This is a genomic window from Actinoplanes sp. OR16, from assembly GCF_004001265.1.
Lineage (GTDB): Bacteria > Actinomycetota > Actinomycetes > Mycobacteriales > Micromonosporaceae > Actinoplanes.
Genome location: NZ_AP019371.1, coordinates 7,516,628 through 7,530,117, shown reverse-complemented (window position 1 = coordinate 7,530,117; position 13,490 = coordinate 7,516,628). Strand labels below are relative to the sequence as shown.

The window sequence follows — 13,490 nt, the reverse complement described above, 5'->3', positions numbered from 1 at the left end:
TCAGCCGCGCGCCTGATCGAGCTGCCGGTTCAGCGTGACGGCGGCGTCGATCAGCGCGAGGTGGGTGAACGCCTGCGGGAAGTTGCCGAGCTGCTCGCCGGTCAGCCCGATCTCCTCGGAGAACAGGCCCAGATGATTGGCGTACGTGAGCATCTTCTCGAACGTGAACCGGGCCTTGTCCAGCTCACCGGCGGCCGCCAGGGCGGTGACGTACTGGAAGGTGCAGAGGGAGAACGTGCCCTCGTCGCCGAGCAGGCCGTCCGGTGAGGCGGCCGGGTCGTACCGGTAGACCAGGCTGTCGGTGACCAGTTCCGACTCCATGGCCCGCAGCGTCGACGCCCACATCGGATCGCTCGGCGTGATGAAGCCGACCGTCGGCATCCGCAGCAGCGACGAGTCCAGCACGTCGGTGTCGTAGTGCTGCCGGAACGCCTGCCGCGACGGACTCCAGCCACGCTCCATGATCTCCTCGTAGATGGCGTCGCGGGCCTGGCGCCAGGTCTCCACCGGGGCGGGACGGCCGTAGTCGGTGGCCATCCGCAGGCCGCGATCGAGAGCCACCCAGCACATCAATCTTCCGTACGTGAAATCGTGCCGCCCTCCCCGCGTCTCCCAGATGCCCTCCTCCGGCTGCGACCAGTTCGCGGCGACCCAGTCCACCAGGTCACGGACGGCGAGCCAGCCACGATGGCCGGGCTTCAAACCGTTGCGGTGCGCCACCCACAGGCTGTCCAGGGCCTCGCCGTAGATGTCCAGCTGCAACTGATCGGCGGCGCCGTTGCCGATCCGCACCGGCGCCGACCCGCGGTAGCCGGACCAGTGCGGCAGCGTCTCCTCGATCAGGTCGGTGGAGCCGTCGATGCGGTACATGATGTTCAGCGGGCCGGTGTCGGACTTCTCCGCCTGCTCCTCGACCCGGTCGCGCAGCCAGCGGGCCAGCGCGGCGGCCTCGTCGGTGAAGCCCAGCGACAGCAGTGAGTAGACCGAGAACGACGCGTCCCGCACCCAGGTGTACCGGTAATCCCAGTTGCGCTCGCCGCCGAGCTGCTCGGGCAGGGCCGCCGTCGGCGCCGCCACCAGAGCGCCGGTCGGCGCGTACGTCATCAGTTTGAGGGTGATCGCCGAACGGTTGACCATCTCACGCCAGCGCCCGGCGTACGTGCTCCGGCTGATCCACCGCGACCAGAAGTCCTCGGTCTCGTCGTGCAGCCGCAACGCCTCCGACACCGGCATCTCGTCGAGGGTGCCCGGCCCGGTCTCCAGGACCAGACCACGCACCTGCCCGGCGGACAGCCGCAGCTCGCCACGGACGTCACCGCGCGTGTCCACGCTCGCACTGCCCAGGTGTACGTCGCCGGGCGCGCGGATGAGCCGCACCCTCAGGATGTTCTTCGCACCCTCGAAGACGGCCCCGTCGTCGCCGGCCCGGGTGCGGAACTCCTCCCGGCCGTAATCGAACCGCGGCGCCAGATGGAAGGCGAACGTCATCTCCCCGCGCACGCAGCGGACCAGCCGGACCAGCCGATGCCGGGTGTTGCCGTCGTGGTCGGCGGCGATCGGCATGAAGTCCACGATCTCGCCCACACCGGCCCTGGTCAGGAAGCGCGTCACCAGGATCGCGGTGTCCGGCAGGTAGAGCTGTTTCGTCGTGAACGCGCCGGTCGGCTTCGTCGACAGGTGCCCGCCCTGCTCGGTGTCGAGGAGGGCGCCGAAGACGCTCGGGGAGTCGAAGCGCGGCGCGCACCACCAGTCGACGGTTCCCTCGGTGGAGACGAGGGCGGCCGTCTGGAGGTCGCCGATCAGCCCGTGGTCGGCGATGAGCGGGAAGTCAGCCATCCGCGCAGCATGGGCGTTCTCTGGTGGCGGGACATCATTCCGGGCGGATGATTCACAGGACGCAGAAGTCGTGGCCTTCGGGATCTTGGAGGATCGCCCAGCGGAACTCGTGGTTGACGAAGGTGGCGCCCTGGTCGAGTAGCCGTTGGACTTCTGCCGGCTGGTCGTCGGGGGCCAGATCGAGGTGGGCGCGGTGACGAATCGCTCCGCTATTCCTGGAGAACTCCAGGAATGGCCCCGATGCCGGATTCTTCAGGCGCACGAAGTCCTCGGTCTCGTCGGCGATCGTCCAGCCCAGCGCCCCGGCCCAGAACGCCGCCGTGGATCTGGGAGAGGCGCAGTCGACCACCACCGCCGCGATCGGGCCGGTGTCCCGGTAGACGTCGCGCGGTTCGAGCACGCAGAACAGGTTGCCCTCCGGGTCGGCGAGGACGGTCCACGGGACGTCGCCCTGGCCGATGTCGGCGGAGGTCGCGCCCAGGCCGATCAGGCGCGCGACGAGTTCTCGCTGGTGGGTGCGGCTGGTGGTGGCCAGGTCGATGTGGACGCGGTAGCTCACCGCCTCCGGATCCGGCACCCGGATGACGTCGACGACGACGTCGTGCGAGTCCGGCCAGGTGAAACCGTCAGGGGTGACGCTGGTGGCGCCGTCCTCGGCGCTTCTGCTGTTCCAGCCGAGCGCTTGAGCCCAGAACCGGCCGACCTTCTCGTCGTCAGCGGCCTTGAGATTCACCTGGACCAGTCGCAGCGCCATGCCTTCCGATCTTAGGCAAGGCTCAATGTCAGGACCGAGAGGGCGAGCAGTGCCGCCGGCATCGGGATGCCCTTCCAGTCCTTGACCGGCACGTGGAACGCGACGGCGCCGAGGAAGTAGAGGACCAGGCCGGCCGCCGCGGCGATCCCCAGCGGGCGCCAGAAGATCCCGATCAGCAGGCCGGCCGCGCCGGCGTAGTTCAGTGCGGCGAGCGGCACGAACCACCGGTCCGGCACGCCCACGGTGGTCAGCCCGGCGGTGACGGTGTCGGCGCGGCGGACCTTGGCGGTGGCGGTGCCGATGTTCGCGAGGGCGAGGACGACGGCGGCCAGGGCGTACATGATGGTCTCCAATTGTTTTGTTTCCCGAACCGTTGGAACGCTACAACGATTTTTCACGGCTGACCATCCCGGCGCGTAAAGTGTCGTCATGACCTCCATGGCTCAACTGGGTGTGCTGCTCGCCGGCCGGGGCGCGGTCGCGAGTTCCCAGGTGCGGGACGCGCTGGCCGGCGCCGGGCTGACCATGCGTTCCGCGTTCACGCTGACGCAGCTCGCCGACGGCCCGATCGGCCAGCAGACGCTGATCGAGCGCCTCGGCGTCGATCCGAGCGCCCTGGTCGCCGTGCTCAACGAGTTGGAGGGCCTCGGCCTCGCGTCCCGTCAGCGTGACCCCGGCGACCGCCGCCGCCACATCGTCACGATCACCGCCGACGGCCTCACCGCGTTGCGGACCGTCGAGACCGTCCTCGACAAGGCCGACGAGGACCTGTTCGGCGCCCTCTCCGCCGCCGAGCGCGACCAGCTCAAGCGCCTGCTGGAGAAGGCGTCCGACGGCGGGACCTGCGGCGATGGCAGCTGACTTCACGCTCACCCCGGTCGGGCGGGTCGCGTCACCGCTGCGCGACACCGCCACCGCGCCCCGCCAGGGCGACGAGGGCGCGCCCTCCGCGTGGCTGGTCTTCGATTCCTCGTACGCCGCAGCGCTGAGCGACATCCGTCCCGGCGACACGATGCTGCTGCTCACCTGGCTTGACCGGGCCGACCGCACCGTCCAGGCGGTGCATCCCCGCGACGACCCCGCCCGCCCGCTCACCGGCGTCTTCAGCACCCGCTCGTCCGACCGCCCCAACCCGATCGGCCTGCACCCCGTCACCATCCTCGAGGCCGACGGCCTGCGCCTGCGAGCCGACCGCCTCGAAGCCGTCGACGGCACCCCCATCCTCGACCTCAAACCGCTGCTGAGCCCCTCGTGAGTCAGCGTGTGCGCCGTGCGGACCTGGTTGACGAAGCAGCGAAAGCCGTCCGCCTATCGGCGCGGATGCTGGTGTTCGCCTACCGGTGGTTCTTCCGCCCGGCGGTCCAGGGCATCGCCGTCGCCGTGACGCGGGTTCTCGTGCCGCTGCTCCGCATCTACTGCCGCTGGTTCCTCGTGCCGATGCTCTGGCTGATCCGATGGGGCCTGCGTGTGCTCGGGTGGCTGTGGCGGGCCTATCACCTCCTGCTGATCCGCCCGTGTCAGGTCGTGTGGCGCAACACGGTGACTCCGGTGCGCCGCTTCCTCCGGCAGTTCTGACCACGCGCCACGGTTGGTGAATAAATAACGTCAACAAAACATCACAAGAAAATCAATCACGAAAAGGGTTCCCTGGGGATCTTGCGCGTTGCTACGTTTCGTCGCGACGCCGGCCCGGCTCGGCTCACAGCCGGTCAGTGAAGGGAATCCGCAGGTCATGAGTGTTCTTGTGTCGCGACGTCTGGTGCTGGGCGGCGGTGTCGGCGCGGCCGCGCTGCTGGTGTCGGGCTGTGAGTCGGCCGTGGAGCAGGCGGCCTCGGGGCCGGCGAGTTCCGGGCCGGTGAAGGGCGGGATCCTGCGGATCGCCGCCAGCGCCGACGCGCAGCCCGGGGTGATCCTGGCCGGGCGGGCCGGCAACTGGCACTGGCGCCGGCTGGTCTTCGAGACGCTCGTCGAGCTGGACGACAAGCGGCAGCCGCAGCCGCTGCTCGCCAAGAGCTGGACGCTCGACGACGCCCGCACCACGGTGGTGCTGGAGATCCGCGACGACGTGAAGTTCCACAGCGGGCGGGCGCTGACCGCCGAGGATGTCGTCTTCTCGCTGGAGCAGGTCAAGGTGCAGGCCAACGTGTCGCAGGTGCGGCCGGTCGCGCTGAAGCTCACCGCGATCGAGGCGACCGGCGCGCACCAGGTCACGCTGAAGCTGGACAGCCCGACGGACAGCCTGCTCGACCTGTTCCACTTCACCCCGATCGTCGACAAGGAGACGTTCGCGACGCTCGCCGAGGGCAAGACGGTGGTCGGCACCGGGCCGTTCGTGTGGAAGCAGTGGAAGCCGGGGGCGTCGATCACCCTGGAGCGCAACCCGGCGTACCGGGACCCCGAGCGGCCCTACCTCGACGGCGTCGAGATCTCCATCATCACCGACCCGACCGCGCTGCTCACGGCGCTGCGGGGTGGCACCGCGCACCTGGTCAACGGCCTGCCGACGGCCGACCTCAAGCCGCTGCGCGACGACAAGGGGTTCGCGCTGGAGAACGCGGGCGGCGTGTTCTACCCGCTCGGGCTCAACGTGACCGCGAAGCCGTTCGACGACAAGGGTGTGCGCCAGGCCGTCGGCTGGGCCCTCGACCGGGAGCGGATCAAGGCGCAGGTCTTCGGTGGTGACGCCATGGTCAGCGACCTGTGGTGGACGCCGACCGAGGCCGGGTACCCCAACGACCTCGCCGGGCACTACAAGCTGGACGCCGCGAAGGCCAAGGCGCTGGTGGAGAAGGCCGGCGCGACCGGGGCCAAGGTGCCGATCGTGTTCGCGAACCTGCCCACCATGAAGAGCCTGTTCGAGATCGTGCGCTACAACCTCGAGCAGATCGGCCTCGCCCCGGAGGCGGTGGCCCTGGACACCGCCGAGTTCGACGCCCGGCAGGTCGCCGGCCGGCTCGGGCCCGCGTTCCTGCTGCTGCACGGCATGGTCGGCTTCTCGTCGTCGACGATCCTGGACGCGATGCCGTCGTTGCGCGCCGGCAACCCGTCGCAGTTCACCACCCCGCGGTACGACAGCTTGAAGGCGAAGCTGCAGACCGCCGGCGACGACACGAAGAAGGCCGCCCTGTCCGAGATCTCCGCCTACCTGCTCGACGAGTCGTTCAGCCACGTCACGATGGTCGCCCCGCAGTACTACCCGCGCTCGGCGAAGCTGATCGGCGCGAAGGTCATGGCCCTGGGCAGCCTCGTCGCCACCGACGCGTACCTGGCCTGATCGTGCTGGAGTTCCTGGCCCGCCGGCTGCCCGCGGTCGCCGGTGTCCTGCTCGCCGGCTCGGTGCTGGCGTTCGCGCTGCCCCGTCTCGCGCCCGGTGATCCGGCCGTGGCGGTCGCCGGCGCGGACGCCTCACCCGAGCAGGTCGCCGAGGTGCGCGCCCTGCTCGGCCTGGACCGGCCGGCGGTGGAGCAGTACCTGCACTGGCTCGGCGGGGTGTTCACCGGTGACCTCGGCACGTCGTACCTGACCGGCCGCCCGGTCGCCGAGATGATCGGTGACCGGATCGGCAGCACCGTCCAGCTCGCCGTCGTCGCCGGGCTGCTCATGGTGGTGCTCGGCATCGGCCTGGGTGTCTGCCGTCCGTCGCGGATCCTCGACGCGGTGAACGCCGTGCTGCTCGCCGCGCCGCCGTTCCTCACCGGGCTGCTACTCGCGCTGCTGCTCGGCGTCACCGTGCGGGTGCTGCCGGTCAGCGGCGAGGTGTCGCTGCTCGACGACTTCGACATCGGCCTGCAATATCTGATCCTGCCGGCGCTGGCGCTCGCGCTGCCGCAGGCCGCCGCGATCGGCCGGCTGCTGGCCACGGCGATGCGGCAGACCCGGACCGAGGACTTCGTCGACCTGGCGATCGCCAAGGGCGCCCGGCCGATCCGGGTCACCACCCGGCACGTCCTGCGGACCAGCCTCGGCACCGCGGTCGTCGCGATCGGCCTGCGGCTGGGTGAGCTGCTGGCGGGCGCCATCGTCGTCGAGGCGATCTTCGCGCGCAACGGGCTGGGCTCGCTCGCCGTCGCCGCCGTCCGCGACCGGGACTACCTGGTGGTGCAGGTCCTGGTGCTGGCCGCGGTGGCGGTCGCCGCAGCCACCCAGCTGCTCTCCGAGATCGCCCTGGCCGTCCTCGATCCGCGCATCAGGCTGGGTGCGGCATGACGGGATACGCGCGGGCGCTGCGCACGCCGCGCGGCGCCGCCGGGGTCACGCTGATCGGTTCGCTCACCCTCGCCGCGCTGCTGGCCTCCTCCGGGTACGACGTGCAGAGCGCGAACGCCCTCGCCGGGCCAGGGCCGTCGGCGTGGTTCGGCACCGACGAGCTGGGCCGTGACGTCTTCGTGCGGACCCTCTACGGCCTGCGCGTCGACCTGTCCCTGATCGCCGTGGCGGTCCCGCTCAGCGCCCTGCTCGGCACCCTGATCGGGCTGTCCGGGGCGATCGCGGGCTGGCTCGGCACACTCGGTCAGCGTGTCCTCGACGTCATCGTCGGCTTCCCCAGCCTCATCCTGGGCATCTGTGTCGCGCTGGTGCTGCGCCCCGGCTGGTGGGCCCTGGCCGTCGCGATCGTGCTGTCCGGCCTGCCGGTCTTCGGCCGGCTCGCCCGTTCCACCTGGCTCGCCCAGCAGGAACGCGACTACGTGCTGGCCGCCCGGCTCATGAACGTGCCCGGCCGCACGGTGATGGTCCGGCACATCCTGCCGCACGCCGCGGACGCCGCCGTCGTGCAGACCGCCGCCGGGATGGTGGCGGCGGTCTTCCTCGAATCGGCGCTGAGCATCGTCGGTCTCGGCGTGCAGCCACCCGAGCCGTCGCTCGGCGCCCTGCTCAACACCGGGATGCGGCACATGGCGGAGCAGCCGGCGTACGTGGCCGGTCCCGCCCTGATCCTGCTGCTGCTCGCGCTGGGCCTCAACCTGCTGGCCGACGCGCTCACCGAGAGGAAGCCCTCATGACCACGCCGCCGTTGTTGCAGGTCCGCGGGCTGCGTGTCGAGTTCGGTGGCGTGCCGGTGGTCCGTGACGTCGACCTGACCGTGCCGGCCGGCGGCGCGCTCGGGCTGGTCGGCGAGTCCGGGTCGGGCAAGTCGGTGACCGCGCGCTCGGTGCTGAGGCTGCTGCGGCCCGGCGGCCGGGTCACCGGCGGGCAGGTGCTCTTCGACGGCCGTGACCTGCTCGGGCTCTCCGAGAAGCGGATGCGGCAGGTACGCGGCCACGACATCGCCATGGTCTTCCAGGACCCGCAGTCGGCGCTGAACCCGGTGCTCACGGTCGGTGACCAGGTGGCCGAGGCGCTGATCGTGCACGGTGCCGGCCGGCGGGCCGCCCGCACGCGCGCCGCCGAACTGCTCGACCTCGTCGGCATCCCGCAGGCCCGGCAGCGGATGGACGACCACCCGCACCAGTTCTCCGGCGGCATGCGGCAGCGCGTCGTGATCGCGACCGCGCTGGCCAATAGGCCGCGCCTGCTGATCGCCGACGAGCCGACCACCGCCCTCGACGTCACCGTCCAGGCCCAGATCCTGCGCCTGCTGGCCGGTCTGCGCGCCGAGCTCGGCGTCGCCCTGCTCATGATCACGCACGATCTGGGGGTGGTCGCCGAGACCTGCGACGAGGCGGCGGTCATGTACGCCGGCCGCATCGTGGAGAACGGCCCGGTCCGGGAACTGTTCGGTCATGCGGCGCACCCGTACACGGCCGCGCTGCTGCGAGCGGCCCCGCGCCTGGACGGCGACCGTTCGGTGCGGCTCCCGGCGATCACCGGCGCCCCGCCGGACCCGGCCGCCCTGCCCCCGGGCTGCGCGTTCCACCCTCGCTGCCCGATCGCCGTCGCCCGCTGCTCAGCCGAACAGCCCCCGGTCACGGCCGTCGCCGCCGCGCATGAGGCCGTGCTTCCGGCCGCGTATGAGGCCGTGCTTCCGGCCGTCCACGAGGCCGTGCTTCCGGCCGTCCACGAGGCCGTGCTTCCGGCCGCGCATGAGGCGGTGCCTCCGGGCGCGCACGAAGCCGCGTGCTGGCGGCCCTCGGAACCGTTCGCCGAGCCGGCCGGCGACGGGCCGGCACTGCACCGGGCCGGCGGCGAACGGCTGCTCACCGTCGCCGAAGTGCGGGTGAACGTCACCGGCGGGCGCAAGCGGCCGGTCTGGGCCGTCGACGGCGTCAGCCTGCACGTCGACGCGGGGGAGACACTCGGGCTCGTCGGCGAGTCCGGATGCGGCAAGTCCACCCTCGCCAGGGCGATCGTCGGCCTCCGCCGGGCCGACCACGGGACGGTCCGTGCCGATGGGGACGTGCGATACGTGTTCCAGGACCCGTACGCGTCGTTGAACCCCCGCCGGACCATCCGCCAGACCGTGAGCGAGGCGCTGCAGGCCGGGGGTGTCACCGGCGCCGCCGCCCGGCGGCGCGCGGCCGAGCTGATGGAGACCGTCGGGCTCACCGAGGCACACCTGGAGCGGTACCCGGCGGCGTTCTCCGGCGGGCAGCGCCAGCGGATCGGCATCGCCCGCGCACTGGCCACGAACCCGCGCCTGCTGATCCTCGACGAACCCGTCTCCGCGCTCGACGTGTCCGTTCAGGCCCAGGTCGTGAACCTGCTCGCCGACCTGCGGGACCGGCTCGGGCTCGGTTACCTGTTCATCGCGCACGACCTGGCCGTGGTGCGCCACCTCAGCGACCGGGTCGCGGTGATGTATCTCGGACGCATTGTCGAGACCGGCCCGGCGGAGCAGATCTACGCCAAGCCGCGGCACCCGTACACGGCGGCGCTCATCTCCGCCGTTCCACAGGGTGCGGCGAACGACGGCCTGGTTCTGCGCGGTGATCTGCCGGACCCGGCGAACCCGCCGAGCGGATGTCGTTTCCGGACACGCTGCCCGATCGGCGCCGACCGCGGCATCTGCGCCGAGAAGGAGCCGGCGCTCGGCGCCGACGGGGTCGCCTGCCACTTCCCGGGGGAGGTCCGATGAGGGCGATGTACCTGCTCGACCCCGGCCGCCGCGACCTGCTGCGGCCCGCGGTGGACGCCGGCGTCGACACGGTGATCACCAAGGCCGCCGCGGTCACCGGCGAGCTGGCCGGCGCGTGCGCCCGGCTCGGCATCCGGCTGCTGGGCAGCGTGGCCTGTTTCTCCGACCACGCCGAACCCGCCGAACGCCGCCGCGAGGACCTGCGCCCGGTCGACCAGCACGGGCGGGTCTGGGAGCCGATGGAGTGGTACCACGGCATCGTGCCGACCGATTCCGATTACGTCGACGACCTGGTCGAGCGCTGTGCCGCGCTCGCCGGCCGGCCGCTGGACGGGCTGGTGCTCGACTTCATCCGCTGGCCGCTGCACTGGGAGCTGGAGTTGCGCGACGGCGCCGTGCCGCGGCAGAGCTCCTTCGACGCGCGTACCCTCGCCCTGTTCGCCGCCCGCCATCCCGGCGCGGTCGCGGGCAGGGGTCCGCAGTGGACCGGCTTCCGCTGCGAGATCATCACCGATGTGGTGCGCCGGATCTCGCAGCGGGTGCGTCCCGGCACGTGGCTGGGAGCGTTCGTGGTGCCCGCCGAGGGCCCGCGCCGTCGCGAACTCACCGGCCAGGACATCGGACGCTGGCGGCCCTGGCTCGACGCGGTGCTGCCGATGACCTACCACGCGATCCTGCGGCAGCCGCCCGAGCTGATCGCCGCGCGCTCGCGGGAGGTCACGGCCGCCTTCGGCCGGCCGGTGACACCGATGGTCCAGGTCACCGCGTCGCATGCGGTCTCTCGGGGGTACGACTGGGGCCCGCCGATCACGGACACCGATTTCGCGACGGCGGTCCAGCTGGCCGGGGAGTCGTGGTGTCTCTTCCCCGGTGAGGGCATGGACGCCGGGCGGTGGCACGTCGTTTCGCAGAACACCGACAGGACGGGAAAGAGGGAGGCGCAGGGATGAACGGCGACGTGCTGGTGCGACTGCGGACGATGATGGCCAGCCTGCCCCGGGCCGAGCAGGCCATCGCCCGCCGGGTCCTCGACGACCCGGGCGCGGCCGCCGAGATGACGATCTCCGAGCTGGCGCAGCTCTGCGGCACCTCGGAGACCACGGTGACCCGGTTCTGCCGGTCGATCGGCCTGCGGGGGTACGCCCAGCTGCGCCTGCACCTGGCCGCCGAGGCGGAACGACTGCGTGCCGACGACCGGGCCGACACCGTGCTCGGCGGCGACATCGGCCGCGAGGACACCCTCAGCGACCTGATCAAGAAGGTGGGGTACGCCGACGCCCGCGCTGTCGAGGACACCGTCGCGCACCTCGACGTCGCGGTCCTGGAGGGCCTGGTCACGGCGCTGCTCGGGGCTTCCCGCATCGATGTGTACGGCGTCGGCTCCACCTCGGTCGTCGCCCTCGACGCGGCCTACAAGCTGCACCGGGCCGGGCTGCCGGCCTCGGCCTGGTCGGACGTGCACGCCGCGCTGATGAGCGCCTCGGCCCTGCGCGGCGGTGACGTGGCGCTGGCGATCAGCCACTCCGGGCGTACCAGGGAGATCCTCGACGTCCTCGCCGAGGCCAAGAGACGCGGCGCCACCACCGCGGTGATCACGAGCAATCCGCAGTCGCCGGCCGCCGCCCGGGCCGACCTGGTGCTCACGACGGCCGCGCGCGAGACGACGTTCCGCAGCGGCGGCACGGCGTCGCGGACGGCGCAACTGACCGTGGTCGACTGCGTGTTCGTGGCGCTGTCGCACCGGCGCTACGACGAATCCCTGGAAGCCATCGAGCGCGCCCACGACGCGGTCCGCGGCCACGTCCTGCCACCCGAGCGGGCCGCCCAGTGATCCCCACCGAGCGGGGCAACCCGGACACCGCCGACATCGATCTGCTCGACACCATCGGGGTGCTGCGGCGCATCAACGCGGAGGACGCGAAGGTGCCCGGCGCGGTCGCGGCGGCGCTTCCCGACCTGGCGCGGGCGGTGGACCTGGCCGTGGACCGGCTGCGGGCCGGCGGGCGGGTGCTCTACGCCGGCGCCGGATCGTCGGGGCGGGCCGGGGTGCTCGACGCCGCCGAGGTGCCGCCGACGTACGGGCTGGCGCCGGGACGGTTCGTGGCACATCTGGCCGGCGGGGTGGCGGCGATGACGGCGGCGGTGGAGGAGGTGGAGGACGACGCGACCACGGGGTGCGCCGACCTCGCCGGGGTCACCGCGAGCGATCTGGTGGTCGGGTTGACGGCCAGTGGGCGTACCCCCTATGTCGCCGGCGCTTTCGCCGCCGCCCGCGCCGCCGGAGCCGCTCGCGTGCTGATCACCGCGAATCCGGGAGCGCCCCTGGCCTCCGAGGTGGACGTCTGCGTGCGCGTCGACACCGGTCCCGAGGTGGTCGCCGGGTCCACCCGGATGAAGGCCGGGACCGCGCAGAAGGTGGTGCTGCACAGCTTCTCGACGGCCGTGATGATCCGGCTGGGCCGGACCTATTCGAACCTGATGGTCGGCGTCGTCGCCACGAACGAGAAACTGCGTGGCCGGGTGCTCGGCATCCTCGCCGAGGCCACCGGCGCGGAGGAGCAGCGGTGCCGGGAAGCCCTCGCCGACGCCGGCGGTGACCTGCGGTTGGCGCTGACAGCGCTGCTCTCCGCGACGGACGTGGTCACGGCGCGCGCGGCACTGACCGCCGAACAGGGAATCGTGCGGCGAGCACTCTCCCGCCTGGCCGATTCGTGACGACCGTGGTCCTGGGCGTGGACGTCGGAGGCACGGGAGTCCGCGCCCGTCTCGCCCACCTGCCGGCTGCTTCTCTCGCGAGGGCTCAGGTCGCGCCGGTGGGGGAGACGTCGGCTCCGGCCCTCGCGGAAGCGCGGGTGGCACGGGCGGGCGGGGCGCGGCTCGCCGATCTGGTCGCCGAGGTGGCCGGGCGGGTTCTGGCGGCGGCCGGGAGGCCGGAGGTGCGGCTGAGCGTGGTCGGCTGTGCCGGGGCGGCGTTGCTCGGGCCTGACCTGCGGGCCGCCGTCGCCGGGGCGCTGACCGGACAGGTGGTGATCTGTTCCGATCTGCTGACCGCCTATGTGGGGGCGGCGGGCTTCCAGGCCGGGGTGGTGCTGGCGGCCGGCACGGGGGCGGTCGCTCTCGGCACCGACCGTGCCGGCACCTGGAACCGCGTCGACGGCTGGGGTCACCTCCTCGGCGACGACGGCGGCGGGGCGTGGATCGGCCGCGAGGGGATGCGCGCCGCCTATCGAGCCCTGGACGGCCGTCCCGGCGGTTCGCTGCCGCTGCTGGAAGCGTTGCGCGCCACCCACGGCGACCCGGGTGCCTTCGTCGCCGGCCTCACCGCGGCCTCCGACCGGTCCGGCATCCTCGCCGCCTTCGCTCCGGCCGTCATCGCCGCCGCCACTCCCCGCCGGTCCACCCGCCCCGGCCCCCTCGCGTCCCCCGCCCACCCGGCAGGTCTCGGCGCGCCGGAGCGGCTCGCCCACCCCGCGGATCTCGGAGCGACCGGCGACGACGATCCGGTGGCGGCGGGCATCGTGCGGGCGGCGGCGGGGCATCTCGCCGACACGCTGCTGGCCGCTCTGCCGGAAGGTGCGCCTGCCAGGGCCTGGCCGACCGGGAATCTTCTGCAGCCGGGAAGTTCGCTGACCTCGGCATTCGGGGCGGTTCTGCGTACCAGGCGCCCGGAGCTGGAGCTGCGGGAAGCGCACGGCGCGCCGCTCGACGGGGCTGTCGCCCTGGCCGCGGCCGTTCTGGCCGGGCCGCTGCCGCCGGGGATGGCGGAGGCGGGAGCCCTCAGCGGAGCGAGCTGCATGCCGCGGCGGGCCGCGTATCCCTGGTGACCGCGGTGCGGCTGCATCGAGCCTTGCCGATTGTCCCAAGCGCCGCTATGTTAATGGAAAATCA

The 13,490-nt window shown here is 72.3% G+C and carries 14 protein-coding genes; 11 read left to right on the top strand and 3 right to left on the bottom strand.

What is annotated here, in order from left to right; translation table 11 throughout:
- Genes EP757_RS34725 through EP757_RS34715 form a run of 3 tightly spaced genes read right to left on the bottom strand, consistent with a single transcriptional unit; the run spans window position 1 to window position 2,943 of the window.
- Window positions 1–1,836 (bottom strand): glycoside hydrolase family 15 protein, encoded by a 1,836-nt coding sequence (locus tag EP757_RS34725; RefSeq protein WP_127552612.1) that lies wholly within the window; start codon window positions 1,834–1,836, stop codon window positions 1–3.
- 52 nt (window positions 1,837–1,888) lie between these two features.
- Complete coding sequence (locus EP757_RS34720; RefSeq protein ID WP_127552611.1) at window positions 1,889–2,590, bottom strand: VOC family protein; 702 nt, start codon at window positions 2,588–2,590, stop codon at window positions 1,889–1,891.
- Between the two features lie 11 nt (window positions 2,591–2,601).
- On the bottom strand, window positions 2,602–2,943 hold the full coding sequence (locus EP757_RS34715) for a DoxX family protein (protein ID WP_232050157.1): 342 nt from the start codon (window positions 2,941–2,943) through the stop codon (window positions 2,602–2,604).
- Between the two features lie 76 nt (window positions 2,944–3,019).
- On the opposite strand from EP757_RS34715, the gene EP757_RS34710 reads away from it, so the two are divergent.
- The 11 genes from EP757_RS34710 (at window position 3,020) to EP757_RS34660 (ending at window position 13,426) form a co-directional block, all read left to right on the top strand.
- On the top strand, window positions 3,020–3,451 hold the full coding sequence (locus tag EP757_RS34710) for a MarR family winged helix-turn-helix transcriptional regulator (RefSeq protein WP_127552610.1): 432 nt from the start codon (window positions 3,020–3,022) through the stop codon (window positions 3,449–3,451).
- Window positions 3,441–3,845: a tRNA (N6-threonylcarbamoyladenosine(37)-N6)-methyltransferase TrmO gene (tsaA, locus tag EP757_RS34705; protein ID WP_127552609.1), complete on the top strand. Its 405-nt coding sequence runs from the start codon at window positions 3,441–3,443 to the stop codon at window positions 3,843–3,845. The genes EP757_RS34710 and tsaA overlap by 11 nt, the downstream gene beginning before the upstream one ends.
- Window positions 3,842–4,165 carry a hypothetical protein gene (locus EP757_RS34700; RefSeq protein ID WP_127552608.1) on the top strand — a complete coding sequence of 108 codons (324 nt, stop codon included), beginning with the start codon at window positions 3,842–3,844 and terminating at the stop codon, window positions 4,163–4,165. Before tsaA ends, EP757_RS34700 begins: the two co-directional genes overlap by 4 nt.
- A gap of 157 nt (window positions 4,166–4,322) precedes the next feature.
- Window positions 4,323–5,864, top strand: coding sequence for an ABC transporter substrate-binding protein (locus tag EP757_RS34695; RefSeq protein ID WP_127552607.1), 1,542 nt, complete (start codon window positions 4,323–4,325; stop codon window positions 5,862–5,864).
- 2 nt (window positions 5,865–5,866) lie between these two features.
- Window positions 5,867–6,796, top strand: coding sequence for an ABC transporter permease (locus tag EP757_RS34690; protein WP_127552606.1), 930 nt, complete (start codon window positions 5,867–5,869; stop codon window positions 6,794–6,796).
- Complete coding sequence (locus tag EP757_RS34685; protein WP_127552605.1) at window positions 6,793–7,590, top strand: ABC transporter permease; 798 nt, start codon at window positions 6,793–6,795, stop codon at window positions 7,588–7,590. The genes EP757_RS34690 and EP757_RS34685 overlap by 4 nt, the downstream gene beginning before the upstream one ends.
- On the top strand, window positions 7,587–9,602 hold the full coding sequence (locus tag EP757_RS34680) for a dipeptide ABC transporter ATP-binding protein (RefSeq protein WP_127552604.1): 2,016 nt from the start codon (window positions 7,587–7,589) through the stop codon (window positions 9,600–9,602). Before EP757_RS34685 ends, EP757_RS34680 begins: the two co-directional genes overlap by 4 nt.
- On the top strand, window positions 9,599–10,552 hold the full coding sequence (locus EP757_RS34675; protein WP_127552603.1) for a hypothetical protein: 954 nt from the start codon (window positions 9,599–9,601) through the stop codon (window positions 10,550–10,552). Before EP757_RS34680 ends, EP757_RS34675 begins: the two co-directional genes overlap by 4 nt.
- The gene (locus tag EP757_RS34670; RefSeq protein WP_127552602.1) at window positions 10,549–11,433 is read left to right on the top strand and encodes a MurR/RpiR family transcriptional regulator; all 885 of its coding nucleotides are present in this window, start codon (window positions 10,549–10,551) and stop codon (window positions 11,431–11,433) included. Before EP757_RS34675 ends, EP757_RS34670 begins: the two co-directional genes overlap by 4 nt.
- Complete coding sequence (locus EP757_RS34665) at window positions 11,430–12,317, top strand: N-acetylmuramic acid 6-phosphate etherase (protein ID WP_127552601.1); 888 nt, start codon at window positions 11,430–11,432, stop codon at window positions 12,315–12,317. The genes EP757_RS34670 and EP757_RS34665 overlap by 4 nt, the downstream gene beginning before the upstream one ends.
- The gene (locus tag EP757_RS34660; protein ID WP_127552600.1) at window positions 12,314–13,426 is read left to right on the top strand and encodes a BadF/BadG/BcrA/BcrD ATPase family protein; all 1,113 of its coding nucleotides are present in this window, start codon (window positions 12,314–12,316) and stop codon (window positions 13,424–13,426) included. The genes EP757_RS34665 and EP757_RS34660 overlap by 4 nt, the downstream gene beginning before the upstream one ends.
- Window positions 13,427–13,490 lie beyond the last annotated feature (64 nt).